Origin of the sequence: Phenylobacterium sp. (genome assembly GCF_030651185.1) — a bacterium.
Classification (GTDB): Bacteria; Pseudomonadota; Alphaproteobacteria; order Caulobacterales; family Caulobacteraceae; genus Phenylobacterium.
In genome coordinates, this window is record NZ_JAUSCJ010000018.1 from 58745 (window position 1) to 83865 (window position 25121).

A 25121-nucleotide genomic window follows, 5' to 3' on the forward strand; every position below is an offset into this window, starting at 1 on the left:
GTCGGCGCGGGAAACGAATTGGGCTAAGACGCTGCAATGAGCCCGGCAGACTTCGCGGTCAACTTCTTCGTCGCCCTTTTCGCCCTGATCGACCCGATCGGCACGGTGCCGCTGTTCGCCGCCGCCACGGTGGGGGTGAAGAGCAAGGATTCGCGGCTGATCGCGGTCTATATCGCCTTCTTCATCCTGTTCTTCCTGACCTTCTTCTACTTCTCGGGCCTGTCCCTGCTGGCCTTCTTCGGAATCTCCCTGCCGGCCTTCCGGATGGCCGGCGGCATTATCCTGTTCCTGCTGGGCCTGGACATGGTGCGCGGCAACATGGCCGGCAGCGTCGACGCCGACGAAGAGGCCGTGGCCGGCGAGGGCCGCGCCCACGCCCGCAAGCGCTTCGAGCGGATGATCGTCCCCTTCGCCATGCCCCTGCTGATCGGGCCCGGCGCCATCTCCACCGTGATCATCTATGCCAGCGAGGCCAAGCGCTTCGGGTTGATGGGGGCCGCGGTCGGGGTCGGCGTCATCGCGGCCACCGCGCTCTCCACCATGCTGGCCTTCTGGGCCAGCCCGCTGATCACCCGGATGCTGGGCAAGATCGGCCTGACCATCGTGGTCCGCGTTCTGGGGCTGATCCTCTGCGCCCTGGCGGTTCAGTTCGTGATGATCGGCATCGCCGATAGCACCCACGACGTGATCTTGCGGAAGGCGGCCGCGCCCTACGCCCACTAGATCTTGCGGAAGCGCGGCCCCTGGGCGGCCATCAGGGCCAGGGCCCATTCGTCGGGGATCAATTTCACCAGGCCCGCGATGGCCTTGTTCGGCGCGCCCGGGACCGCCACGGCGCGGTTGGCCTCCACGGCCTCGTAGCCCGCGGCGGCCACCTCGTCGGCGCCCAGCCACAGCCAGGGCGGGGTCGAGGCGCTGATCTTTTCCCGCGTGCCGTTGGCGTCGTGGAATTCGGAATAGGTGAAGCCGGGGCAGAGCGCGCTGACATGGACCCCGGTGGCCAGGTTCTCCAGGTGCAGGCTCTGGGAGAACTTCACCAGGTAGCTCTTGGTGGCGCCGTAGAGGGTATGACCGGCCGAACCGGGGATCAGGCCCGCCAGTGAGGCGACGTTGACGATGCGCCCGAACCGGCGGTCCACCATGCCCGGCAACACCCGATGCGCCAGCTCGCTGGGCGCCGTCAGCATCACCTGCAGGGCGGCGGCCTGCTGCTCCCAGGTGGTGTCGGCATAGGTCCCGGGCTGGCCGTAGCCGGCGTTGTTGACCAGGGCGTCCACCACCCGGCCGTGGGCGGTGAGGTGATCGAGGATCGCGCCGGGGGTGGCGGGATCGGCCAGGTCGGCGGCGAAGGTCAGGGTCTCGACCCCGTGGCGCAGGCCGATGTCCTCGGCAAGACGCTCCAGGCGGTCGGCGCGGCGGGCGGTGAGCGCCACGTCATAGCCGTGGCGGGCGTAGATCTTGGCGAAGGCCGCCCCGATTCCGGCCGACGCCCCGGTGATCAGCGCCAGTTTGCGGTCCATGCGTGCCCCGTCCTGAGTCCTGCGGCGTCCTTACGCCAGATCGGCGATCTCGTCGTCGGTCAGGTCGCCGGGGACAATAGTGACCGGCACCTTCCGATCGCCCCACTTCAGTCCCTCCTTGGCGATGGCGGTGACCAGGGGTCCGGCGCCACGCCCCTCCACGGCGGCGGCGAGGACCAGAATCTTGATCGCCGCATCCTCACTGATCACCTTGCGCAGGGCGACCCGGGTGTTGTCGGCATGCTCGATGATGAATTCCGGGGCCATGCCGGTCTCGGCGATGACGAACTCGGCCATCTTCTGCAGGGCCGCCTCGGCCTCCTCGCGGGCCTGGCGCTCGATCTCCTCGCGGACGCCTGACCAGTGCTCGAAGACGGCCGGCTCGATCACCCGCAGCAGGGCGACATGGCCCCCGGTGGACCGCGCGCGGCGGCAGGCGAACTTCAGCGCGGCGTGGAACTCCGGGCTGTCGTCGGCGATGACCAGGAACTTGCGTTGGCTCATGGACGGACGGTGGCTTGCGGCGAGGGGAAGCGCAAGCATCCCGCTCAACCCATCACGTCATCCCGGCCGCAGCCAAGCGGAGAGCCGGGAGCCAGGGGCGGTGCGCTGGGCCCCGGTTGGGGTGGACGGGTCCCAGATCGGCCTGGCGGCCGTCCGGGATGACGGAAGAAGTAGGTTCAGCTGCCCCAGAAGCCGACGATCTTCTTCACCTCGGCCAGGGTGGGCGCCGCGGCCTCGCGGGCCTTCTCCGCGCCGGCCGCCAGGATGCGGTCGATCTCATCGGGCTGGCTCATCAGGCGGCGCATCTCGCCGCTGATGGCGCCGAACTTGGCCACCGCCAGGTCCGCCAGCATCGGCTTGAAGGACTGGCCAAAGCCCTGGCCGGTGAACTCCGCCAACACATCGGCGGCGGTGCGTTCGGAGAGCGCCGCATAGATGCCAATCAGGTTCAGGGCCTCGGGGCGATCCTTCAGCTCCTCCAGGGTCTCGGGCAGGGGATCGGGATCGGTGCGGGCCTTGCGGATCTTCTGCGAAATGGCGTCGGCGTCGTCCATCAGGTTGAGCCGGGAATTGTCCGACGGATCGGACTTGCTCATCTTCGCCGAGCCGTCGCGCAGGGACATGATCCGCGCGCCCGGCCCCTCGGTCAGGGCCTCCGGCAGCGGGAAGAAGCCCGGCGCGTCGAAGTCGTGGTTGAACTTCGCCGCGATATCCCGGGTCAGTTCCAGGTGCTGCCGCTGATCCTCCCCCACGGGCACGTGGGTGGCCTTGTAGATCAGGATGTCGGCGGCCTGGAGCACCGGATAGGTGTAGAGTCCGACGCTCTCGCGTTCTTTGTGCTTGCCCGCCTTGTCCTTGAACTGGGTCATCCGGTCGAGCCAGCCGAGGCGGGCGACGCAGTTGAACACCCAGGCCAGCTGGGCGTGCTCGGGCACCGCCGACTGCGGGAAGATGGTGGCCTTGGCTGGGTCCAGGCCCGAGGCCAGATAGGCCGCGGCGATCTCGCGGACCTGGGAGGTCAGGAGCTTCGGGTCCTGCCACACCGTGATGGCGTGCATGTCGGCCACGAAGATGAAGGTCTCCATCTCGTTCTGCAGCCGGGTGAACTTCACCAGGGCGCCGAGATAGTTGCCCAGGTGCAGGGCCCCGGAGGGCTGGACGCCGGAGAGCACGCGTTTGGATCCGGCATAGGCGGCGGGAGCTTGTTCGGTCATGAGGTCAGGCTTTGAAACAGAGGACGTGGTGGCGCACATCGGCGCGCCGCGAGAGCGGGATCAGGCGCTGCGCCATCGCCAGGAGATTGTGTCCGGATAAGCCATGACCGATGCGAATAGTCCGCGCGGGGTCATTGGGCAAGTCCGTCAGAGGTCGGGGACCGAGACCGCCACGTCGCCCTTGCGCCGCTTGAACGCTCCGCGCACCTCCGACGGCGTGACGCCGCCGAAGGCGAACAGCAGGGCCGGGTAGAGCAGGCCGCCCAGCAGGCAGATCGCCAGGACGGCGATCTCCTTGGCCCCACCGATGCCGGCCAGGGGCGCCTCGATCACATCGCGGAAGTGGGTGGCGAAGGCCAGGATGACGCCCAGCACCGCGCTGGCGGCCAGCACCCGGAGGATCTTGCCGGTGGCCCGGGCCGAGGGGCGATAGATCTTCTCGCGCCACAGCAACATCGCCATCTGGGCCACGGTGCCCCAGGAGGCGATGGCCGTGGAGATGGCGATCCCGGGGAAGCCGATGGTGTAGAACAGCGCCACGCCCAGCACGATATTGACGGCCACCGAGATCAGCGAGAACCGCATCGGGGTCTTGGTGTCGCCGCGGGCGAAGAAGGCCGGCTGCAGGATCTTGATCAGGATGAAGGCCGGCAGCCCCCAGCCGTAGTGGAACAGCAGCGCGGCTGAGGAGGCCGCGTCGGCATAGGTGAACTCGCCCCGGGCGAACAGGCCGTCGGTCAGATAGACCGGCATGGCCATCAGGGCGGCGGCGGCCGGCAGGCTGAGCGCCAGGGCGAAGACGATGGCCTGGTCCATCGCCCCTTGCGTGTCCTCATGATCCTTCAGCTGGAAGGCGGTGGACAGCCGGGGCAGCAGGGCCACCCCGATGGCGACCCCCACCAGGCTCAGCGGCAGCTGGTAGAACCGCTCGGCGACGTTGAGCCAGACCCGCATGCCCGCCACCTGGGAGGCCAGGATGGCGGAGATGAAGAGGTTGATCTGCACGGCGCTCGACGCGATCACGCCGGGCACCGCGCGCTTGACCAGCGCCTTGATCTCCGGCGTGAACCGCAGGGCTTGCAGGCGCACCCGGGCGCCGGTTCGATGCGCGCCCCACCAGCAGATGGCGGCCTGGCCGACCCCGGCCACCAGCACCGCCACCGAAGCCGCGAAGGCCGCCTGGGTCGGGTCCTTCTGCGGCAGCACCGCCACCAGCATCACCAGGTTGAGGATGGTGGGATAGAGCCCGTAGATCACGAACCGCCCCCGCGCCGTCAGGATGCCCGCGAACAGCGAGGCGATCGAGATGCACACCAGGTAGGGCATTGTGATCTGGGTCAGCAGCACCGCAAGTTTGAACTTGGCCGGGTCGCTCATATAGCCGGGACTGTAGGCCATCATCAGCCAGGGCATGGCCAGCTGGCACAGCACCGTCACCGCCACGGTGGCGGCGGCCAGGGTGGCCAGGCTGTCGGCGGCGAAGGCGTCGGCGGCTTCCTTGCCGTCGCTGGCCAGCCGCCGTGAATAGTCCGGCACGAAGGCCGCGGCGAAGGCGCCCTCGGCGAAGATGCGGCGGAACAGGTTGGGGAAGGCCAGCGCCGTGAAATAGGCGTCGGCGGCGATGTTGCTGCTGCCCCCCAGCCGCGCGGTGATCACCAGGTCCCGGGCCAGGCCCATGAACCGGCTGACCAGGGTCAGGGCCGAATAGATCATCGACGAGCGGATCATCCCGCCGGACTTGGCGGGGACGGGCGTCGAAGGCGGGGTGGGTTCGCTCACGCCCGCTCTGTGCGCAGGGCCAGGCGCGCCGTCAAGCGATCAGCGCGCCACGCTGGCGCGGGCCCGTTGCAGGTTGGACCGCGACTTCGACGAGGCCGAAGCCTCGGCCTCGTCCAGGGCCAGCATCAGGTCCGCCTTCAGGCTTGTCATGGCCTTGGGGTCGGTGAGCTTCTTGCCCTTGGCGTCCACCACATAGAAGGCGTCGACGGCGCGCTCGCCATAGCCGTCAATATGGGCCGAGAGGATGGAAAGACCGGCTTCCGAGATGGATTGGGCCAGGGCCTCCAACAGGCCCGGACGGTCGCGGCCCGAGGCCTCTACCACCGTCGAGACCTCCGAGGCGTCGTTGTCCAGCATCACCGTGGGAATGATGGAGAAGGCCGCGGCGCGACCGAGATCGCTCAACCGCTTGGCTTCGGTCTTCAGGGGCTCGCCGCGGGCGGCGGCCTCCAGGGCGTCGGCCAGACGTGTCAGGGCCTTGGGATTGTCCGAGCCATAGGCCGCCCCGGTGACGTCCTGCACATAGAAGACGTCGAGCGCCTGGCCCTGGCGCGAGGTGAACACCCGGGCGCCCATGACATTGGCCCCGGCGGCGGTCACGGCCTGGGCCAGGTCCACGAACAGGCGGGGGCGGTCGGGGGCGGCGACCACAACCTCCGAGGCGTTGAGGCCGGGACGAATGTGCCCCTCGGCGGCGGCGCCGCTCTTTTCCGCGCGGCGGGCCAGGGCGGCGTGTCCGTGGACCTCGCTCTCGGCGAAGGAGGTGAAGTAGGCGTCCTCCATGGCCTGGGCCCAGGCGGTGGCCGCGGGGTCGACGGCCACCAGCCGCATGCGGGCGTCATAGGCGGCGTTCTCGTGGTAACGGCGCACGGCGGCCGCCGCGTCCGAGCCCCGGCCACCGCGGAACACCGCCTCGGTGGCGGCATAGAGCTCGCGCAGCAGCTGGCCCTTCCAGCCATTCCAGACGCCAGGCCCCACGGCGCGGATGTCGGCGACCGTGAGCACCAGCAGCAGGCGCAGGCGTTCGGGCGTCTCCACGATGCGGGCGAAGTCCACCACCGTGCGCGGGTCCGACACGTCGCGCTTCTGGGCGTAGTCGCTCATCACCAGGTGATGCTCCACCAGCCAAGCCACCAATTCGATACGCTTGCGATCCTGGCCCAGGCGTTCGCAGGCCTGGCGCGCGGCCCGGGCGCCAGCCTTTTCCTGGCCGCCGGCTCCGCCCTTGCCGGTGTCATGCAGCAGCATGGCCAGGAACAGGGCCTCTGGATCGTCGATCAGCGGCATGATCGCCGTCGACAGCGGATGGTCTTCGGCGAAGCGGCCGGCCTTGATCTCGGCGATCACGCCCACCGCCCGCAGGGTGTGCTCATCCACCGTGTACGAGTGGTACATGTTGAACTGCATCTGGGCGACGACCCGGCCGAACTCCGGCAGGAAGCGACCCAGAACCCCGGCCTCGTTCATCAGGGTCAGCGTCCGCTGCGGGTCGCGGCCACGGGCCAGGATGTCCAGGAACACCTTGGCGGCGCGCGGATCGCGCCGGGTCTTCGACGTGATCAGGGTCAGGGAACGGGTCGCCGCGGTGAAGGCGTCGGGGTGCAGGTCCAGATCGCGGCGGTCGGCGGCACGGAACAGCCGCAGCAGGTTGATCGGATCGGCCTGGAAGATTTCCGGCGTGTCGATGTTGAGCCGCCCGCCCTCTTCGTGGAAGCCGGCCTCGAGCATGGTCTTGCGCGGCTTGCCCCGGCCCGGCAGCAGGCGGGAGATGCCCTTGGGCTGCTGCTTGACCCGCTCGGACTCCAGCTTGGCGGCGAAGACACGGGTCAGCGCGCCAACCTCCTTGGCGATCAGGAAGTAGCGCCGCATGAACCGCTCGACGGCCGGCGCGTCACCGCGGTCGCCATAACCCATGCGCCGGGCGATCTCCGGCTGCAGATCGAAGGTCAGGCGCTCTTCCGGGCGGCCGGTGGCGAAATGCAGGTGGCAGCGCACCGCCCACAGGAAGTCGAAGGCGCGCAGGAAGGCCGCCACCTCCTGCCGCTCGAACATCTCCAGATGCACGATGCCGTCGGTCCGCGCCTGGGCCGAGGGGTTCAGGTACTGGGCGATCCAGAACAGGGTGTTGAGGTCGCGCAGGGCGCCCTTGCCCTCCTTGACGTTGGGCTCCACCAGGTAGCGGCTGGCGCCGGCCCGGGCGTGGCGCTCGTCGCGCTCCTTCAGCTTGGCGGCGACGAACTGGGCGCCCGAGCCCTTCACCACCTCGGCGGCGAACCGCCGCGTCAGCTCGTCGGCCAGCTTCTCGTCCCCCGTCAGCCGCCTGGCCTCCAGGATCGAGGTGCGGATGGTGAAGTCTTCCTTGGAGAGCCGGATGCACTCCTCGATCGTGCGCGAGGCGTGGCCGACCTTGAAGCCCAGGTCCCACAGGGCATAGAGCATGAACTCGATGACGCTCTCGGCGTGGGCGGTCTGCTTGTAGGGCCGCAGGAACAGCAGATCGAGATCGGAGAAGGGCGCGAGCGTGCCGCGCCCATAGCCGCCGACCGCCATCAGGGCCAGGCGCTCGCCCTCGGTGGGGTTGCGCGCGCGGAACACGTGGACGGTGGTGAAATCATAGAGCGCGGTGACGACTTCGTCGGTCACCCCAGACAGGAGCCGCGCGGTCTCGATGCCGCCGGCGCCGTTCTCCAGCCGCTCCTTGGCGATCATCCGGCCACGGAACAGGGCCTGTTTGAGGATATCCAGGGCCCGGCGGCGCTGCTCGGCCTCGTCGCCCGCCGCATCCAGGGCCGCGGCCGAAAGCTGGGCGCGCAGCCGCAGGCCGTCGACGACATATTCCAGGCGCGTGGGGCGCAGACGTGGCGGCATGGGAAACCTAAGGAAAACCGGTCCCCGCCATATAGGGCCGCGCCGTCGTGGGCGCGAAGCCCGCAGGTTGGCGCGGGCAAAGAAAAAGGCCGGCGCCTGGGGCGCCGGCCTTTCGTCGAGGGGTCGAACGTCTCGCGTCTTAGAGCGCGGCGAGCTTTTGCTGGGTGACCTGCACGGTGGCCTTCACGCAACGGCCGTAGGCGCCGAGGATCATGGTCTCGCCGGCGACGTCCTTGGCGCAGACGGCGCGCGCGGCGTCCAGGATGTCGGCGTTGATCTGGTCGGCGGACTTGCCCACCAGCGAGACGCGGACTTCGGTGGCGCTGGCCGAGGAAGCGGCGAAGGCGGCGATGGCGGCGATAAGGGCGATGCGGATCATGTTCAAATCTCCAGCGGCGCGGGAAAATGGGGAGGAGAGGTCCGCGCTCGTCGGAGCTGTTTTTGTACGCCCGAGCTTAAAATATTGTGCAGCGCGATGGTTTATATTTTGCAGTGCACCATTCTCGTCTGCCGCAGGCCGCCGCAGGTCCAGATTAGGCGAGAAGGCCCTTGAGCCTGTAGAGCGCCGCCATGGCCTCGCGCGGGCTCATGCTGTCGGGGTCGAGCTCAGCGACGGCGGCGTCCACCGCGCTAGGGCCGGAGCGCTCCGCCACGCCCGGCGCCGTGGCGGCGAACAGCGGCAGGTCGTCGAGATGGGCCGGCGCACCGGTTTCGCGCTCCAGGCGCTCCAGCACCTCGCGAGCGCGGATCACCACGGGGGCGGGCACGCCGGCCAGCTTGGCCACCTGCACACCATAGGATCGGTCAGCAGGGCCGGGCCCGGCCTCGTGCAGGAAGATCAGGTCGCCGTTCCACTCCTTGGCCTTCAGCGACAGGTTGGCGACGTGGGCCAGCCGGCCCTCCAGCACCGCGAGCTCGTGATAGTGGGTGGCGAACAGGCCCCGGCAGCGATTGGTCTCGTGCAGGGCCTCGGCGCAGGCCCAGGCGATGGCCAGGCCGTCATAGGTGGCCGTGCCCCGGCCGATCTCGTCGAGGATCACCAGCGAGCGCGGCGTCGCCTGGGTCAAGATGGCGGCGGTCTCCACCATCTCGGCCATGAAGGTCGAGCGGCCCCGAGCCAGGTCGTCGCCGGCCCCGACCCGGCTGAACAGCCGATCGACGACGCCCAGGCGCAGGCGCTTGGCGGGCACATAACATCCAGCCTGGGCCAGGACGGCGAGCAGGGCGTTCTGGCGCAGGAAGGTGGACTTGCCGGCCATGTTCGGCCCGGTCACCAGGGCCAGGCGCGGCCCCACGGCGCCGGCGCCGTCCAGGCGGCAGTCGTTAGGGGTGAAGGGCTGGCCGGTCCGCTTGACGGCGGCCTCCACCACCGGGTGGCGGGCGGCCTCGGCCTCGAAGGCGGTGGAGCGGTCCAGGATCGGCCGGGTCCCGCCCACGTCGTCGGCCCATTCGGCCAGGCCTGCGGCCACGTCCAGGCGCGCGGCGCCCTCGGCGGCGGCCTGGATGGCGGCGGCCACGCCGATGGCGGCCTCGCGCCAGGCTTCGAAGGTGGCCACTTCAATCGCCAGGGCCCGCTCGGCGGCCTGGGCGATCTTGGCGTCCAGCTCAGCCAACTCCACGGTGGTGAAGCGGACCTGGTTGGCCAGGGTCTGGCGGTGGATGAAGGTGGCGTTCAGCGGCGGCGCCATCAGCGGCTCGGCGGCCTTGGCCGTGGTCTCGACGAAATAGCCCAGCACGGCGTTGTGGCGGATCTTCAGGGCCACGCCGCTATCGGCCAGCAGCTGCGCCTCCAGCTGCAGGATCACCCGGCGGCTGTCGTCGCGCAGGGCGCGGGCCTGGTCCAGTTCGGGACGGACCCCGGCGGCCACGAAGCCGCCGTCGCGGGCCTGGGCCGGAAGCTCGGTCCCCAGACCCTCGGCGAGCATCTGGCGGAAGGCGCCCAGCTCGTAGTGATCAAAGGCATGAAGCACGGCCAGCGCGCTCTCCACTTCGGCGGGCGGGGGCGGGTCCAGCGGCGCGGGGGCCCCGGAGAACAGGCCGGTGATCGCCTCGCCACGATTGAGACCATCGCGCAGACAGCCGAGGTCACGGGGCCCGCCCCGGCCGAGCGCCAAGCGCGACAGGGCGCGCGCCATGTCCCCCAGACCCCTCAACTCCTCGCGCAGCTTCTGGCGCAGGGGGCGGCGCTCGACGAACCAGCCGACGGCGTCGAGCCTGGGTTCGATGGCGGCGGGGTCCAGCAGCGGCCGGGCCAGCCGCGCGGCCAGCATCCGGGCGCCGGGCGCGGTGATGGTGCGGTCGATGGCGCCAAGCAGCGAGCCTTCGCGGGAGCCCGACAGGCTCTTCTCGATCTCCAGGCTGGTTCGGGTGGCCGGGTCGATAGCCATGACGTCGGCCTCGCCGGCCCTTCGCGGCGCGGTCAGGGCCGGCAGGCGACCGGCCTGGGTGGTCTCCAGGTGCGCGGCGATCAGGCCCAGGGCCGAGATTTCCGCGCCCGAGAGCGTGCCGAAGCCGTCCAGGGTGTCGACCCCGTATAGCCGCTTCAGCCGGGCCTCCGAGGCGGCCGGCTCGGCCAGGGCCGAGGGCATGGGCTGCACCACACCGCCGGCGCTGCGCAGGGCGGTGTTCATCCCCTCGTCGGCGAACAGCCGGTCAGGCACCAGGATTTCGGAAGGACCCAGGGCGGCGAGCGCCGAGGCCAGGTTCTCACGGGCCACGGCCCAGCATTCCACCTCGCCGGTGGAGAGCTCCACGCTGGCGACGGCGGCGGCCCCGGCCCGCACCGCCACGGCGGCCAGGCGGTTCGCGCCCCGGGCGTCCAGCAGGCCGTCTTCGGTGAGGGTGCCCGGTGTCACCACCCGGACCACGTCGCGCCGGACGATGGATTTCGAGCCGCGCTTGCGGGCCTCGGCGGGGTCTTCCATCTGCTCGCAGACGGCGACCTTGAACCCCGCGCGGATCAGCTTGGCGAGATAGGCCTCGGCGGCATGGACCGGCACCCCGCACATGGGGATCGGCGCGCCGCCGTGATTGCCCCGCGCCGTCAGCGTGATGCCGAGCGCCGCGGCGGCCTTCTCGGCGTCCTCGAAGAACAGCTCGTAGAAGTCGCCCATGCGGAAGAACACCAGCGCGTCGGGCTGGCGGGCCTTGGCCTCGAAGTACTGGGCCATGACCGGCGTGGCGCCGGCGGCCGCATCAGGCGGGGTGGGGGTCTGGGCGTTCATGCTTGGGGCGGAGGTTAACGGCGCCCGCACGCCACGTCATCCCCGCCGCCTCTTGAACAAAGCCCTGCGGCGCCCAAGCTGTGGTTAAGTCCGGGAGGTTTGCCCATGCACGTCATCTTTCCCGCCGGTCCGCAGGATGCCCACGCCCTGGCCGAGGTCCATGTGACCTCCTGGCGCGAGACCTATCGCGGCCTGCTGCCCGACCATTTCCTCGATCGCATGAGCGTGCCGGTGAACACCCGGCGCTTTTCCAAGTCGCTGATCGACCCGGGCGAGCACGAGATCACGCTGGCCGCCGCCGACCGCTCCGGCATCGTCGGCTATGCCGCCGGGGGCCCGTCGCGCACCCGGCTGCCGGGCGAGGCGGAGGTGACCACCCTCTACGTCCTGCGCCCGCACCAGGGCTATGACCTGGGCCGGCGCCTGCTGACCGCGGCGGCGCGGGTGTTCGCCGACCAGGGCGCCAAGTCGCTGATGATCTCGGTCCTGCGCGACAACCTCCCGGCGCGCGGCTTCTACGAGCACCTGGGCGGCGAGGCCGAGGCGCCCCGCAAGGAGCCCGGCCCCGGCGGCCTGATGTACGAAGTCAGCTACCGGTGGGCCGATATCCGGACGCTCATCGCCTGATCCGGCCCGAGCGGCGTCAGTAGCGAGTGACAACACCCAGTGACTTCGGTGAGGGCGTCGCAGCCGCGCCCTTGGAGCGCTTCAGCACCCAATCAATCAGGGTGTTGGCCACCGCCGAATTGCCCGGATCGCCCGGCCGGCCCTTGTCCGGCGTCGAGTCGTCCACCGAGACGAAGTCGGTGTGGAAATAGAGCTTGGCGTTGATCGCAGGGTCGAAGGGGGTCGCCGCCTTGGCGGCCTCGGTCTGATAGGTCCCCGTCTTGTTGACCTCGGTATAGTCGGTCACCCCCGGGAAGGGATTGTTGGCCGCCGCCGCCGGGCTCTGGCGGGCGACATAGACCGGGATGGCGGCGATGGCGGACTTGTCGATGTCCAGCTTCACCCCGTCGCGATCGAGCTTGAGGGTCTTGTAGCGGCCTACGAAGCCCGCATCGAAATCCCAACGCTCTGAGGGATACCAGTTGGAGGCGATCATGTCGGAGGCGTCGATCGTGCGCGCGCCGCCCTGGGCGAAGGTCACTGCGACCGGCTTGATGTTGGAGCGGGCCGGGGCATAGGCCTGGCTGTCCATCCAGAGCCTGGCCTTGCCCGCGTCCAGGGGCGCCTGGCCATTTCCGCCGCCCTCGACCCAGCCATAGACCTTGGCGGGATCGATCTGGGCCGGAGCCGGCACGCACTTGGCGGCCGCAATGCCCGGGCGCGGTGGGCCCATCATCGGCGGAGCCGGGGTCTTGTCACACTGGTCCTCGGTCCCAGGCAGCGGCTTGAAGTCCAGATAGCCCAGGCCCTCGCCCAGGAACTGCAGCACCGGCATCTGCACCCCACCGCCGGCGACGGGATCGGTGTCGAAGCTGGCGCCGGCGCGAGCCAGCCAGGTCAGGCGGATGGCCCGCAGGAAGGCGTCGCCCGGATTGGCGGTCATGGCCGCAGTGCGCAGGGGGAAGATCGACTCCTGCTTCGGATCGACGAAGGCGTAGTAGATACCCGTCACCGACTGGCTGGCGGCGGCCTCAGGGCCGGCGATGGCGCCCAGCATGCCCGAGGCGTCGGTATAGACCCGGTCCTTGCCGGCGCGCAGGGCCGCGACCTTGGCGAAATAGGCGATGAGCTGAGCCTCGGTGGGGGCGGCCTCGGTTCCGGCCGAAGGACCGCCGTCCAGGAAGATCAGGCCCGACAGCTTGTCGACCCCGCGCTTGCCGTCGGCCTGCAGGCGGGCGGCGTAGTTGGCGACGAAGCCGCCGCCCTGGCTGTGGCCCGCCAGGAAGATGTTGCGGTTCCCGGTCTTCTGCTTGATCAGGCCGATCATGGCGTCGACGTCCCCGGCATAGGCCTGGAAGTCCCAGTCGGCCATGAAGGCGACGTCGGTCTGGCTGAGCGGCTTCCACGCCGGGGGCGGCGAACCCGAGGGGGGAACGTCCACCTTCAGCGGCGCGCCGGGGAGGTCCGACGACTGCAGGGCCGCCGCGCCCAGATAGTAGTCGAGCGCCACCTTCGGGTCCTTCTTGGCCCGCGCGGCGGTCAGGCCGGTGGTGTCGGCGAGGTTGGCGCCCCGACGCTGCAGAACCCAGACCTCGATCCGGCAGGGCGCCCCGTCGCAGGTCTGGCCCTGCGCCTTATGGACCAGTTGGCTGGCCAGGTAGAGCCAGTGGGCGGGAGTCGACGAGAAGCCCGGAAGGCCGACGATCACCGCATTGGCGGGCCGGGGGCTCTCCCCATCAGCGGCGGCGCGCAGGCGCAGGAAGCTGGCGGTGTTCAGGACCTTGGGCGTGCCCGCCGCCGGATAGCCCGGGATCTGGATATATTCGCCCACCACGTCGGGATAGCCGGGGACCAGGCTCTTGGCGTTGTCGGCCGCGGCGGCCGGCAGGGCCAGGGCGGCCATAGCGGTCGCGCCCAGGATCAGGGTCTTCAGGCTCATGGTATCCTCCCGTCGTCCGCGCCGGTGCGCGGTTGGCTATGAGCTTAGCCTTTTGACGGGTGATTGTGTCCGGGATTTTTCAACGCTTCGGTATGACGACGCAAGCCTAGACCCCAGTCACGTCTTCCCAGAAGCGTTTGGCCTTGCCGATGAAGCTGGCGGACTTGGGGTGCTGCTGCTCGCCGCAGAGATCCGACAGTTCGCGCATCAGCTCCTTTTGACGGGCGCTGAGGCGGGTGGGGGTCTCGACGAACAGTTCGACGATCAGGTCGCCGCGCTCGCGGGAGCGCAGGGAGGGCATGCCGCGGCCCTTGAGGCGCACGGTGCGGCCGGTTTGGGAGCCTTCCGGCACCTTGACCTCGATCTTGCAATTCCCATCGCAGTTCTCGCCGCCCATCAGGCAGGGCGCCTCGATGTCGCCGCCCAGCGCCGCCACCGTCATCGGCACCGGCACGGTGCAGAGCAGGTCCAGGCCGTCGCGGTCGAACAGCTCGTGCGGCTTCACCGACAGGAAGATGTAGAGGTCGCCGCGCGGGCCGCCCCGGGCGCCGGCGTCGCCTTCGCCGGCCAGCCGGATACGGGCGCCATCGTCGACGCCCGCCGGAATACGGACCTGCAGGGTGCGTTCCTTGCGCAGCTGGCCGTGACCGCGGCATTCGACGCAGGGGTCGAGGATCAGTTGGCCCGAGCCGCCGCAGCGGGGGCAAGCGCGTTCGACGGAGAAGAAGCCCTGGCTGGCGCGGACCCGGCCGGCCCCGCCGCAGGTCCCGCAGACCGTGGGGCTGGTGCCGGGCTTGGCGCCCGAGCCGTCGCAGGCCTCGCACTGGATGGAGGCGGGGACCACGATCTCCACCTCCGAGCCGGCATAGGCCTGCTCCAGGCTGATTTCGAGGTCGTAGCGCAGGTCCTGGCCGCGGGCCGGGCCGCCGCGCTGGCGTCGGCCGCCGAACATGTCGCCGAAGACGTCGCCGAACACCTCGTTGAAGATGTCGTTCACGTCGTGGAACTGGCCGGCGCCGGGTCCGCCGCCACCACCGCCATTGACCCCGGCATGGCCGAACTGGTCGTAGCGCGCGCGCTTCTGGGGATCCGACAGGATCGAATAGGCTTCGTTGATTTCCTTGAAGCGGCCCTCAGCCTCCTCGCAACCGCCGTTGCGGTCGGGGTGGTGCTCCATGGCCAGCTTGCGGAAGGACGATTTCAGCGCGGCTTCGTCGCAGCCCCGCGTCACGCCCAGGATCTCGTAATAGTCCCGCATCAAATCATCAGGCGTTCAAATTGATCTTAAACTGAGGTGGGAACACCCTGCCCCGGCTGCAAGGCTTGCGCCAGTCGCGCCGGGCAGAGAGGGGGTTCGCCCGCAGATGTGCGAAACCCCCACGGCGATCCCTCGCAAAGGCTGCGAGAAACCGCCATGGGGCGCGACGTCAAGCGGACTTCTTGGTGTCGTCGTCGCTGACTTCCTCGAACTCGGCGTCGACAACGTCGTCACCGCCCGAGGCGTCGTCGGGTTGATCACCTTCACCACCCTGCTGGGCGGCGTACATGGCTTCGCCGAGCTTCATGGACGCCTGGATCAGCGTCTGGGTCTTGGCGGCGATGCCTTCGGCGTCGTCACCCTCCAGGGCGGACTTCAGATCGGCCAGGGCCGTCACGATGGCGTCCTTGTCGGGCCCGGTGATCTTGTCGCCGTGCTCGGCCATGGCCTTTTCGGTGGAGTGGACCACCGCCTCGGCCTGGTTCTTGGACTCCACCAGGGCCTTGCGCTTCTCGTCGTCGGCCTTGTTGCTCTCGGCCTCGCGGACCATCTTTTCGATGTCGGCGTCCGACAGACCGCCATTGGCCTGGATGCGGATCGACTGCTCCTTGGCGGTCGCCTTGTCGCGGGCCGAGACGTTGACGATGCCGTTGGCGTCGATGTCGAAGGTCACCTCGACCTGCGGCACGCCGCGCGGCGCCGGGGGGATCCCCACCAGGTCGAACTGACCCAGCATCTTGTTGTCGTGCGCCATGGGCCGCTCGCCCTGGAACACCCGGATGGTCACGGCCGACTGGTTGTCATCGGCGGTCGAGAAGGTCTGCGAGCGCTTGGTGGGGATGGTGGTGTTGCGCTCGATCAGCGGGGTGAACACCCCGCCCAGGGTCTCGATGCCCAGCGTCAGGGGCGTGACGTCCAGCAGCAGCACATCCTTGACGTCGCCCTGCAGAACCCCGGCCTGCACCGCGGCGCCCAGCGCCACGACTTCGTCGGGGTTCACGCCCTTGTGGGGCTCACGGCCGAAGAACTCCTTCACGGTGTCGACGACCTTGGGCATGCGGGTCATGCCGCCCACCAGGATCACTTCGTCGATGTCGGACTTCTTCAGGCCGGCGTCCTTGAGGGCCATCTCGCAGGGGCCGACCGTCTTGGCGATCAGGTCCTCGACGAGGGCCTCAAGCTTGGCGCGCGACAGCTTGATGTTGAGGTGCAGCGGACCCGAGGCGTTCATCGAGATGAAGGGCAGGTTCACCTCGTACTGCGTGGTGGTCGACAGCTCTTTCTTGGCCTTTTCGCCTTCTTCCTTCAGGCGCTGGAGGGCCAGCTTGTCCTTGCGGAGGTCGACGGAGGTCTCTTTCTTGAACTCATCAGCCAGGTAGTCGACGATCCGGAGGTCGAAGTCCTCACCGCCGAGGAAGGTGTCCCCGTTGGTGGCCTTCACCTCGAAGACGCCGTCGCCGATCTCGAGGATCGACACGTCGAAGGTGCCGCCGCCGAGGTCGTAGACCACGATCTTCTTGCCGTCGTTCTTCTCAAGCCCGTAGGCGAGCGCCGCGGCGGTGGGTTCGTTGATGATCCGCAGGACTTCAAGGCCGGCGATGCGGCCGGCGTCCTTGGTGGCCTGGCGCTGGGCGTCGTTGAAATAGGCCGGGACGGTGATGACCGCCTTTTCGACCTTCTCGCCCAGGTGACGCTCGGCGTCCTCCTTGATCTTGCCCAGGATGAAGGCGGAGATCTGCTGGGGCGAATAGTCCTTGTCCTGGGCCCGGATCCAGGCGTCCCCATTGGGGCCCTTGACGATCTCGTAGGGCACCATCTTCTTGTCTTTTTCGACCAGCGGATCGTCGTTGTGACGACCGATCAGACGCTTGACCGCAAAGACGGTGTTGGTGGGGTTGGTGACGGCCTGGCGCTTGGCGGGCTGGCCGACAAGCCGCTCCCCGTCTTCCAGGAAGGCCACCACGGAAGGCGTGGTCCGCGCGCCTTCGGCGTTCTCGATTACTTTCGGCAGCTTGCCGTCCATGATCGCAACGCACGAATTCGTCGTGCCGAGGTCGATGCCAATAATCTTGCTCATGTTCGAGTCTCTTGCTCGCTCCACTAGTGGCGGACGGTGCTTAAGGGGCCTCGTTGCCAAGCGCCCGACTTCTTTTGTCACCGTCCCCGGTTCGATCAGGGTCTCGGGCGGTTAACCTGTGAGGAAACCGCCGTCGAGTCGCGATATGGGATGGCTGCGCGCGCCCGCAAGGGCGAATGCCCTTAAAGTGTGCGGGGTCTTGTGGCGCCTGCCGTCAGCCAAGTCCCTAAAATCTCTGCATAAGCTTCACCGTCATAGGGCGCGGAACCGCCGCGCGCGGTCAGGAATGCGTGCTGCACGACCATGGCCTGCTGCTCGATATTGAACCTTGAGAAATCGCAGGTTTTTGAAAGATCGTAGGCGTAGGCCCTCGGCCCGTCCCCGGCGCGCAGCTTGGCGGCCACCAGATTGACCCCGCTTTGGGCCTGCCAAACGTGGGTCAGCTCGTGGATGAAGACGCTCTGGAGGTCGAGTGGGGCCAGGCTGAAATCGCGCCAGGCCTGCGCCGCGGGCCAGACGATCAGCCGTCCGCCGGGCACGAAGGCGCGGGGCCACAGGGGAATGGCGAAAATCCAGACTCTGGCCGCATCCAGGGTTTCGCCGAACATCTCGCGAGCGAGGGTTCGCTCGCCGGCGGTCAAGGTCCGGAAAGCGCCAGGCGCCATGGGTGCGCGATCATCCATCAGCGCTATATGGCGGGTCATGACCGTTTCGACGACCACAGGCTTCCGGCTCTGGCCCGGCAGGTTGGCCCCCGAGGCTCAGGCCGCCCTGGTGGCCGAGGTGCTGGAGCTCAGCCAGGCCGCGCCCTTCTACAGACCGATCACGCCGGGCGGTAAGGCCATGAGCGTGCAGACCACCAATCTCGGTCCGCTCGGCTGGTTCACCGACGCGGCGGGCTATCGCTATCAGGCCACCCATCCCCAGACCGGCGAGCCCTGGCCCGCCATCCCCCAGGTGCTGCTCGATCTTTGGGCGGAGCTGGCCGATCGCAGGACGCCGCCCGACGCCTGCCTGGTCAACCTCTACCGGGGCGACGCCCGCATGGGCCTGCACCAGGACAGGGACGAGGCTGACTTTTCCTTCCCGGTGCTGTCGGTCTCGCTCGGCGACACCGCCGTCTTCCGGCTGGGGGGCCTCAAGCGCACCGAACCCACCAGCTCCACGCGGCTCTCCTCCGGCGACGTCTGCCTCCTGGCGGGCGAGGCGCGGCTTTTCCACCACGGGGTCGACCGTATCCTGGCCGGCTCCTCGCGGTTGATCCCGGGCGGGGGGCGGATCAACCTGACTCTGAGGCGGGCCGCCTAGAACTCCTCCCAGCCCTCCGGGGTCGGGGACTTGGCGGTCGCCGCGCCGCGACCGCCCACCGTGCGTAGCTGGGGGACCGGCTTTGCGGCGGCTCTCTGGGTCGCGCCGACCGAGACGCTCGTGCTGAACCGGCGCACCTGGTCGGTCAGCTCACTGGCGTTGCCGCGCATGGCGTGGGCCAGGCGCTGGGTGACCTCGGCTCGCTGCTGCTCGGCGCGCCGGCGCTCGTCCTCATTGCGTCCGCGTTCGGTTTCCGACGCCTGGCGGCTGGCCTCCTGCTCCTCGCGTAGGGTCCTGCGTTCAAGAGCGGCCTGGCGGAAGATTTCCACCGAGCGCGCCATGTCGCCGATCTCATCCTGCCGCGTGGTGAAGGGAACCTCGGCCTCATATTCGCCGGCCGCCAGCTTCTCCATATAGCCGGCGATCGCCTCGATCGGCGTCACGATCCGCCCGGTCAGCATGCGCAGGGCCAGCAGGGCGGCGACCCCGATCAACCCGCCGACACTGAGCAACAGGATCCGGTTAAACACCACACTCTGTTCGGCGGCGCGCTGGACACACGAGCCGTTGGCCCGCTCGGTGGAGCCAGAATACGGAGGCGCGGGTTAATCTATCGTATTTTCCACGGCGTTTTGGCGCTCGGAGACCCTGTATACTCGAATCGAGTAGCGCTTATACTCGGATCGAGCAGCCTATATGCTCAAATCGAGTAGGGAGGTGTCGTGGCCATTTGAGTGTGGCATATCGACACCTCGATTTGATCTAAATCAATGCAGGGGGATGCATGGATTTTCTTCCGGACAGTCCGCCGCTTTGACTCCATCCGCGGCGACCCGCTTAATCACGCCGAACCGCGGCTTGGGAGACGCACCATCCATGATCACCTTGACCCGTCCCGAGGGGACCAAGCCCGAAGACCTGAACCTGTCGCGCCGCGCCCTGGCCGGCGCCGTGTTCGGCGGCTATGCGGTCTATGCGCTTTCGGCCAGCGCCGAGCCTATCACCACGCCGGCCGAGGGCCTGGTCACCGAGACCGTCCAGGTGACGGCCAGCGACCGCGCCATCCCGGCCTTTGTCGCCCGCCCCGCCGCCAAGGGCCGCTTCCCGGTGGTGGTGGTGGTCTGCGAGGTGTTCGGGGTGCACGAGTATATCCGTGACACCTGCCGCCGGCTGGCTCGGCTGGGCTACGTGGCCATCGCCCCGGACTTCTTCGTCCGCGCGGGCGACCCCTCGACGATCAGCGACTTCGCCGAGATCCGCCGCATCGTCTCCGCCGCCAGCGACGGACAGGTGATGGGCGACCTCGACGCCACGGTGGCCTTCCTCAAGGCCCAGAAGTACGCCGACAAGGGCAAGATGGGCATCACCGGCTTCTGCTGGGGGGGAGCGGTCACCTGGCTGGCCTGTGAGCGACGCAAGGACTTCAAGGCCGGCGCGGCCTGGTATGGCCGGCTCGCGGCGCCCAAGCCCGGCGACTTCCTGGGCGAACCCGGCCGCCAGTGGCCGATCCAGCTGGCGGGCGAGCTGAAGGCCCCGGTCATCGGCCTCTATGCCGGCAAGGACGCGGGCATCCCCCTGGCCGACGTCGAGGCCATGCGCGCGGCGCTGCAGGCCGCGCGGAAGAAGGGCAGCGAGATCGTCGTCTATCCCGACAGCCAGCACGGCTTCCACGCCGACTACCGCGCCTCCTATGACCCCAAGGCCGCCGCCGACGCCTGGTCGCGCATGCTGGCCCACTTCGCCGCCCACGGGGTCAAGCCGAAGGCCTTCAAAGCCACGGCCTAGTCTTCCTGCCCCGTTTACGGGGAAGGGGCAGGCTCAGTGCGGCGGATCGTCGGCGGGCGTGATGCCGTCCAGCAGGTCGCCGACGCGGTCTTCGGCAGGCGGGGTCGTCGGCTTCGGCGGTGCGGCCTTGGCCGGCGTCACGGTGGCGACGGTCTCCGGCGGGCTCTGGTCGGCGGCGAGGTCGAGGGGATCGGCCGCCGGCTTCTTTTCCTCGGGTTTCTTTTCGTCCTCGGCCTTCTCCACCACGACGGGGGGCGGCGGGGCCAGGGCCTCGTTTCCCAGAGGCTTCGCATCGGTGGCCTGCAGCTGCACGCCGGCCGCCGCGCCCGGCGGCCCTTCGCCCGGCAGCCGCGCCTTTTCCGGCGCGCCGCGCACGCCCAGCACAAAGCCGCTGACGGCGCAGAGGCCGATGATCACGGCCACAACTCTCAAGACGCTGCGCGGCATGCTCCACATGCCGCAAAGTCCTAATGCGGATCGCCCGAAAGTGGAATTGCGATTGCAGGCGCGTCGCCCACAGAAAGCGCGATCAGTGGCCGCCGAGGTAAACGCCTCTTAACCACCTGACGCCCATAGACTGAGACTTCCAGAATGGGAGCGTGGTGTATGGCGCGGGTGGCGCGAAAGACGGGTTTGGAGCTGGGGCTGCACATTGCGGGCCTCGCCTGGACTCATCCGACCACCGCACGCCTTCGAGGCGGCGTGATCGCGGCCTCAGGCGCGGCCTTCGCCGTGGCGCTGGCCACCTATAACGCCGCCGATCCCAGCCTCAACGCCGCCTCCCCCTTCGTCCCCGCCAATGCGCTCGGCGGCCCCGGCGCCACCGCCGCCGACATCGGCATCCAGTCCCTGGGCCTGGCCGCCGGCGTCGCCGCCCTGCTGATGGTGCTGTTCGGGCTCTATCGCGCCGTCTCCGCCCGTCCCGACGAGACCCGCGGACAGGTCCGACTTCGCGCCGCCATCGGAACCCTCGGCCTGCTCGCCCTGGCCGGCCTGCTGGCCGCCCCGCCAGCCCCGGCCGCCTGGCCCCTCGCCAAGGGTCTCGGCGGGTTCTGGGGTGACGGTCTGCTGCACGGCGTCGCCGGGGTCCTGGCCTTCGCCCGTCTGCCCGCCGCGACCCTGATCGCCGCCCTGCTGCTGGCCGCCGCCGCGGTCGGGGGCCTCGGCTACGCGCTGGGCCTGCGCCGCCTTGACCTGACCTCCACCGTCAACTGGCTGGCCACCGCCCTGCAGCCCAAGGCCCAGCCCGAGCCTAAGCCTGTGCGCCCTTCCGTGGCCCGCCGCGCCAACGCCAAGGCGACGCCGGAGGAGCGGATTCCCGCCGCTTCCCTGCCCGGCGCCCCGAAGGTCGCCCCCCTGCCCGACCCCGCGCCCATGCCGGTCGCCACCCCGGAACCCTTCGCCGCCCCGGTGGCGGTGAAGATCCCCAAGGCCGGGCCCAAGGAGTCCGGCCGCGAGCTGCGCGAGGCCCAGGGCGCCTTCGACTTCGTCAAGACCGGCGGCTTCGCCTTGCCAGAGCTGTCCATGCTGGCCAAGCCCAAGCCCCGGGCCAGCCAGTTCGACGAGGGCGCCCTGCGCCAGAACGCCCAGCTGCTGGAGAGCGTGCTGGCCGAATTCGGGGTCAAGGGCGCCATCGACCAGATCCGTCCCGGCCCTGTGGTCACCCTCTATGAGCTGGTGCCCGCCGCCGGGGTGAAGTCGGCCCGGGTCGTGGCCCTCTCCGACGACATCGCCCGCTCGATGTCGGTCGCGGCCTGCCGCGTCAGCGTGGTGCCGGGGCGCAACGCCATCGGCATCGAGCTGCCCAATGCGCGGCGCGAGACCGTCTATCTGCGCGACCTGCTGGGCAGCAGCGAATATGAGAAGTCCAGCGCCACCCTGCCCATGGCGCTGGGCGAGACCATCGGCGGCGAGCCCTATATCGCCGACCTGTCGAAGATGCCCCACCTGCTGATCGCCGGCACCACCGGCTCCGGCAAATCGGTCGGCGTCAACGCGATGATCCTGTCGATCCTCTACCGCCTGCCCCCCGAGCAGTGCCGGTTCATCATGATCGACCCCAAGATGCTGGAGCTCAGCGTCTATGACGGCATCCCGCACCTGCTGGCGCCCGTGGTCACCGACCCCAAGAAGGCCATCGTCGCGCTGAAGTGGACCGTGCGCGAGATGGAGGACCGCTACCGGCGGATGTCGAAGATCGGGGTGCGCAACGTCGCCTCCTACAACGATCGCGCCCGCGAGGCCGCCGCCAAGGGCGAGCACTTTGAGCGCACCGTGCAGACCGGCTTCGACGACGCCGGCCGCCCGATTTACGAGAGCGAGAAGATCAACCCCGAGGCCATGCCCTATCTGGTGGTGATCATCGACGAGGTCGCCGACCTGATGATGGTGGCCGGCAAGGACGTGGAAGGCGCCGTCCAGCGACTGGCCCAGATGGCGCGGGCCGCCGGCATCCACCTGGTGATGGCAACCCAGCGCCCGTCGGTGGACGTCATCACCGGCACCATCAAGGCCAACTTCCCGACCCGGATCAGCTTCCAGGTCACCTCCAAGATCGACAGCCGCACCATCCTGGGTGAGCAGGGCGCCGAGCAGCTGCTGGGCCAGGGCGACATGCTCTACATGGCCGGCGGCGGCCGGGTGACCCGCCTGCACGGACCCTTCGTCTCCGATGGTGAGGTGGAGGCGGTGGCCAAGTTCCTGCGAGAACAGGGCCAACCGCAATATCTCGAGGAGGTCACCGCCGGCGGCGATGACGAGGATGGCGACGAGAGCGGCTTCGACGAGGGCGGCGGTTCAGGCGACGATCTCTACGACCGCGCCGTGGCCGTGGTCACCCGCGACAAGAAGGCCTCGACCTCCTACGTCCAGCGCCGGCTGCAGATCGGCTACAACCGCGCCGCCTCCCTGATCGAGCGGATGGAGAACGAGGGCGTCGTCAGCCCCGCCAACCACGCCGGCAAACGCGAAGTCCTGGCGGGTCCGCCGCCTTAATGGGGCAGGACGAAGCGGATAGGTAGCCGAACCACGCTTTCGGGTGGGATCGAAGGGCCATCCTTGGTCTTCCTCTCGACCTGAAACACCGTACTCAGCATGAGAACCGCCTCACCGAAGCCATATCCGTAGGGCTCTTCCGACACCACAGCGCAACCCGTGAGACGGCCATCCATGGCGACCTTGCAGTGGGCGACGGCGCGACCTTCGACATTCTCGGCCTGCGCCTCGGCCGGATAGACCCGGGCGATGTCGACGCCTGTCGGCAGTCGGCTCCAAGTAAAATTCTTCGCGTCAACCAGCTGCCCTTCTGGCGGGGCTGGCGGCGGCGACCAGCGGATGGGCACGCGAATGACCCGACCCGCGACGTCAGCGCCATCACGGTCCTTGGGATGCAGCGCCATGGTGCGGCTCAACTCGAGCGCGGCCTCGCCGAAGCCCATGCCTGTCGGTGTTTCGCTGAGCATACGGCAGGCATCCAAGGCCCCATCCGCCTTTACCTCGCACTCGAATTCGACCCGCCCACCGATCCTCTGCAAACGAGGCGCCTCGGGATAGGCGCGCATGAGCTGAACGATCGTCGGCTTGCTCTTCCAGAGGGCGCTCGACAGGGGCAAAGGCGCAGTCGCCACCGATGCGGCGGCCAGCATGCTCAAGATCATCGCGCTCACTCCCCAACCCACCGCAAGTCTAGGGTGAGCCTGCGCGCACGCCAAGGTCGCGCGGCGCGAGGTGGCGCAAGGATGCGAACCCCGTATATCTTCCGCCTCCACGAAAAGAGGCGCCCATGATCATCGAGCCCCGTATCCGCGGTTTCATCTGCACCACGGCCCATCCCGAGGGCTGCGCCATGAACGTCCACCAGCAGGTGGGCTACGTCGCCGGCAAGGGCGAGATCCCGGGCCTGGCCAAGCGAGTGCTGGTGCTGGGCTGTTCGGCCGGTTACGGCCTGGCCTCGCGGATCGTCGCCACCTTCGGCGGCGGGGCCGACACCGTCGGCGTCTCCTTCGAAAAGGCGCCCAGCGAGACCAAGACCGCCTCGGCCGGCTGGTACAACAACCGCGCCTTCGAGGCGCAGGCCGCCAAGGCCGGCCGCAAGGCTGTCACCCTGGACGGCGACGCCTTCTCCGATGAGATGAAGGCCCAGACCGTCGCCGCCATCGCCGAGCATCTCGGCCAGGTGGACCTGGTGATCTATTCCATGGCCGCCCCGGTGCGGACCCACCCCAAGACCGGCGAGACCTTCCGCTCGGCCATCAAGCCGCTCGGCGCCCCGGTCACCGTCAAGACCCTGAACACCGACAAGGGCGAGGTGTTCGAGACGCAACTGCAACCCGCCACGCCGGAGGAAACCGCCGGCACCGTCGCCGTCATGGGCGGCGAGGACTGGGAGATGTGGATCGCCGCGCTGTCGGCGGCCGGCGTCCTGGCCCCCGGCTTCAAGACCCTGAGCTACACCTATATCGGCTCGGAACTCACCTGGCCCATCTACTGGAAGGCGACGCTCGGCAAGGCCAAGGAAGACCTCGACCGCGCCGCCGCCGCCCTTCGCACCCAGCACGGCGACCACGCCGCCCGCGTCGTCTCCCTCAAGGCGGTGGTGACCCAGGCCTCCTCGGCCATCCCCGTGGTGCCGCTCTACGGGGTGGTGCTGTTCAAGGTGATGAAGGAGATGGGCCTGCACGAGGGCTGCATCGAACAGATCGACCGGATGTTCCGCACCGTCCTGCCCGGCCCGGAACATCTGGACGACGCCGGTCGCGTGCGGGTGGACGACTGGGAGCTGTCCGAACCGGTCCAGACGGAGGTCAAACGCCGTTGGGCGCAGATCTCGACGGAGACCCTGCCGGACCTGGCCGATCTGGCGGGCTTCCGCGCCGATTTCCTGAAGATCTTCGGCTTCGGCCTGGCCGGCGTCGACTACGCCGCCGAGCAGGATCCGCAGGTGGTCCCGGCGGTCGGCTAGAGCGTGGTCGTTTTAGACGGAACCGCGTCGCGGTCCCGGTTGAAGCGTGAATCATGCTCTCGCATATATCTGGAGCCTG

At 69.0% G+C, this 25121-nt stretch carries 20 protein-coding genes; 6 read left to right on the forward strand and 14 right to left on the reverse strand.

Annotated features, from left to right (window positions below):
* Positions 1–36 precede the first annotated feature (36 nt).
* Complete coding sequence (locus Q7J39_RS07790; protein ID WP_304822442.1) at positions 37–723, forward strand: MarC family protein; 687 nt, start codon at positions 37–39, stop codon at positions 721–723.
* Here the strand turns inward: Q7J39_RS07790 and Q7J39_RS07795 are convergent.
* The 7 genes from Q7J39_RS07795 to mutS form a co-directional block, all read right to left on the reverse strand.
* Positions 720–1520 (reverse strand): SDR family oxidoreductase, encoded by an 801-nt coding sequence (locus tag Q7J39_RS07795; RefSeq protein WP_304822445.1) that lies wholly within the window; start codon positions 1518–1520, stop codon positions 720–722. The two genes, Q7J39_RS07790 and Q7J39_RS07795, sit on opposite strands and share 4 nt — an antisense overlap.
* 30 nt (positions 1521–1550) lie before the next feature.
* Complete coding sequence (locus Q7J39_RS07800) at positions 1551–2024, reverse strand: universal stress protein (RefSeq protein ID WP_304822448.1); 474 nt, start codon at positions 2022–2024, stop codon at positions 1551–1553.
* 176 nt (positions 2025–2200) lie between these two features.
* Positions 2201–3238: a tryptophan--tRNA ligase gene (trpS, locus tag Q7J39_RS07805; protein ID WP_304822451.1), complete on the reverse strand. Its 1038-nt coding sequence runs from the start codon at positions 3236–3238 to the stop codon at positions 2201–2203.
* A 147-nt stretch (positions 3239–3385) separates the two neighbouring features.
* Positions 3386–5017 carry a murein biosynthesis integral membrane protein MurJ gene (murJ, locus tag Q7J39_RS07810; RefSeq protein ID WP_370690012.1) on the reverse strand — a complete coding sequence of 544 codons (1632 nt, stop codon included), beginning with the start codon at positions 5015–5017 and terminating at the stop codon, positions 3386–3388.
* A gap of 39 nt (positions 5018–5056) precedes the next feature.
* Entirely contained in the window at positions 5057–7885 is a 2829-nt protein-coding gene (locus tag Q7J39_RS07815) for a [protein-PII] uridylyltransferase (RefSeq protein ID WP_304822453.1), read from the reverse strand.
* Positions 7886–8024: 139 nt separating this feature from the next.
* A complete protein-coding gene (locus Q7J39_RS07820; protein ID WP_304822456.1) occupies positions 8025–8264 on the reverse strand; it encodes a hypothetical protein in 240 nt (79 codons plus the stop codon).
* Between the two features lie 154 nt (positions 8265–8418).
* Positions 8419–11109 carry a DNA mismatch repair protein MutS gene (gene mutS / locus Q7J39_RS07825; RefSeq protein WP_304822459.1) on the reverse strand — a complete coding sequence of 897 codons (2691 nt, stop codon included), beginning with the start codon at positions 11107–11109 and terminating at the stop codon, positions 8419–8421.
* Positions 11110–11214: 105 nt separating this feature from the next.
* On the opposite strand from mutS, the gene Q7J39_RS07830 reads away from it, so the two are divergent.
* A complete protein-coding gene (locus Q7J39_RS07830; protein ID WP_304822462.1) occupies positions 11215–11736 on the forward strand; it encodes a GNAT family N-acetyltransferase in 522 nt (173 codons plus the stop codon).
* Positions 11737–11752: 16 nt separating this feature from the next.
* Here the strand turns inward: Q7J39_RS07830 and Q7J39_RS07835 are convergent, their stop codons facing one another.
* From Q7J39_RS07835 to Q7J39_RS07850, 4 genes are all read right to left on the reverse strand, one after another.
* The gene (locus Q7J39_RS07835) at positions 11753–13654 is read right to left on the reverse strand and encodes an alpha/beta fold hydrolase (protein ID WP_304822465.1); all 1902 of its coding nucleotides are present in this window, start codon (positions 13652–13654) and stop codon (positions 11753–11755) included.
* Positions 13655–13760: 106 nt separating this feature from the next.
* Positions 13761–14912, reverse strand: coding sequence for a molecular chaperone DnaJ (gene dnaJ, locus Q7J39_RS07840; protein WP_304822468.1), 1152 nt, complete (start codon positions 14910–14912; stop codon positions 13761–13763).
* Positions 14913–15081: 169 nt separating this feature from the next.
* Complete coding sequence (gene dnaK, locus Q7J39_RS07845; RefSeq protein WP_304822471.1) at positions 15082–16989, reverse strand: molecular chaperone DnaK; 1908 nt, start codon at positions 16987–16989, stop codon at positions 15082–15084.
* 182 nt (positions 16990–17171) lie between these two features.
* A complete protein-coding gene (locus Q7J39_RS07850; protein ID WP_304822474.1) occupies positions 17172–17711 on the reverse strand; it encodes a hypothetical protein in 540 nt (179 codons plus the stop codon).
* On the opposite strand from Q7J39_RS07850, the gene Q7J39_RS07855 reads away from it, so the two are divergent.
* The gene (locus Q7J39_RS07855; protein ID WP_304822476.1) at positions 17692–18297 is read left to right on the forward strand and encodes an alpha-ketoglutarate-dependent dioxygenase AlkB; all 606 of its coding nucleotides are present in this window, start codon (positions 17692–17694) and stop codon (positions 18295–18297) included. The genes Q7J39_RS07850 and Q7J39_RS07855 overlap by 20 nt on opposite strands.
* Here Q7J39_RS07855 and Q7J39_RS07860 read toward each other — a convergent pair.
* The gene (locus Q7J39_RS07860) at positions 18294–18827 is read right to left on the reverse strand and encodes a HAMP domain-containing protein (protein ID WP_304822479.1); all 534 of its coding nucleotides are present in this window, start codon (positions 18825–18827) and stop codon (positions 18294–18296) included. The two genes, Q7J39_RS07855 and Q7J39_RS07860, sit on opposite strands and share 4 nt — an antisense overlap.
* A gap of 346 nt (positions 18828–19173) precedes the next feature.
* Between Q7J39_RS07860 and Q7J39_RS07865 the strand changes: the two genes are divergently transcribed.
* A complete protein-coding gene (locus Q7J39_RS07865) occupies positions 19174–20082 on the forward strand; it encodes a dienelactone hydrolase family protein (RefSeq protein WP_304822482.1) in 909 nt (302 codons plus the stop codon).
* A gap of 33 nt (positions 20083–20115) precedes the next feature.
* Here Q7J39_RS07865 and Q7J39_RS07870 read toward each other — a convergent pair whose 3' ends face one another.
* Positions 20116–20538: a hypothetical protein gene (locus tag Q7J39_RS07870; protein ID WP_304822485.1), complete on the reverse strand. Its 423-nt coding sequence runs from the start codon at positions 20536–20538 to the stop codon at positions 20116–20118.
* 150 nt (positions 20539–20688) lie between these two features.
* Between Q7J39_RS07870 and Q7J39_RS07875 the strand changes: the two genes are divergently transcribed.
* The gene (locus tag Q7J39_RS07875) at positions 20689–23076 is read left to right on the forward strand and encodes a DNA translocase FtsK 4TM domain-containing protein (RefSeq protein ID WP_304822488.1); all 2388 of its coding nucleotides are present in this window, start codon (positions 20689–20691) and stop codon (positions 23074–23076) included.
* Here the strand turns inward: Q7J39_RS07875 and Q7J39_RS07880 are convergent.
* Positions 23073–23738 carry a TonB family protein gene (locus tag Q7J39_RS07880; protein WP_304822803.1) on the reverse strand — a complete coding sequence of 222 codons (666 nt, stop codon included), beginning with the start codon at positions 23736–23738 and terminating at the stop codon, positions 23073–23075. The two genes, Q7J39_RS07875 and Q7J39_RS07880, sit on opposite strands and share 4 nt — an antisense overlap.
* A 125-nt stretch (positions 23739–23863) precedes the next feature.
* Between Q7J39_RS07880 and fabV the strand changes: the two genes are divergently transcribed.
* Positions 23864–25042: an enoyl-ACP reductase FabV gene (gene fabV, locus Q7J39_RS07885; protein WP_304822491.1), complete on the forward strand. Its 1179-nt coding sequence runs from the start codon at positions 23864–23866 to the stop codon at positions 25040–25042.
* The last annotated feature ends 79 nt before the right edge of the window (positions 25043–25121 follow it).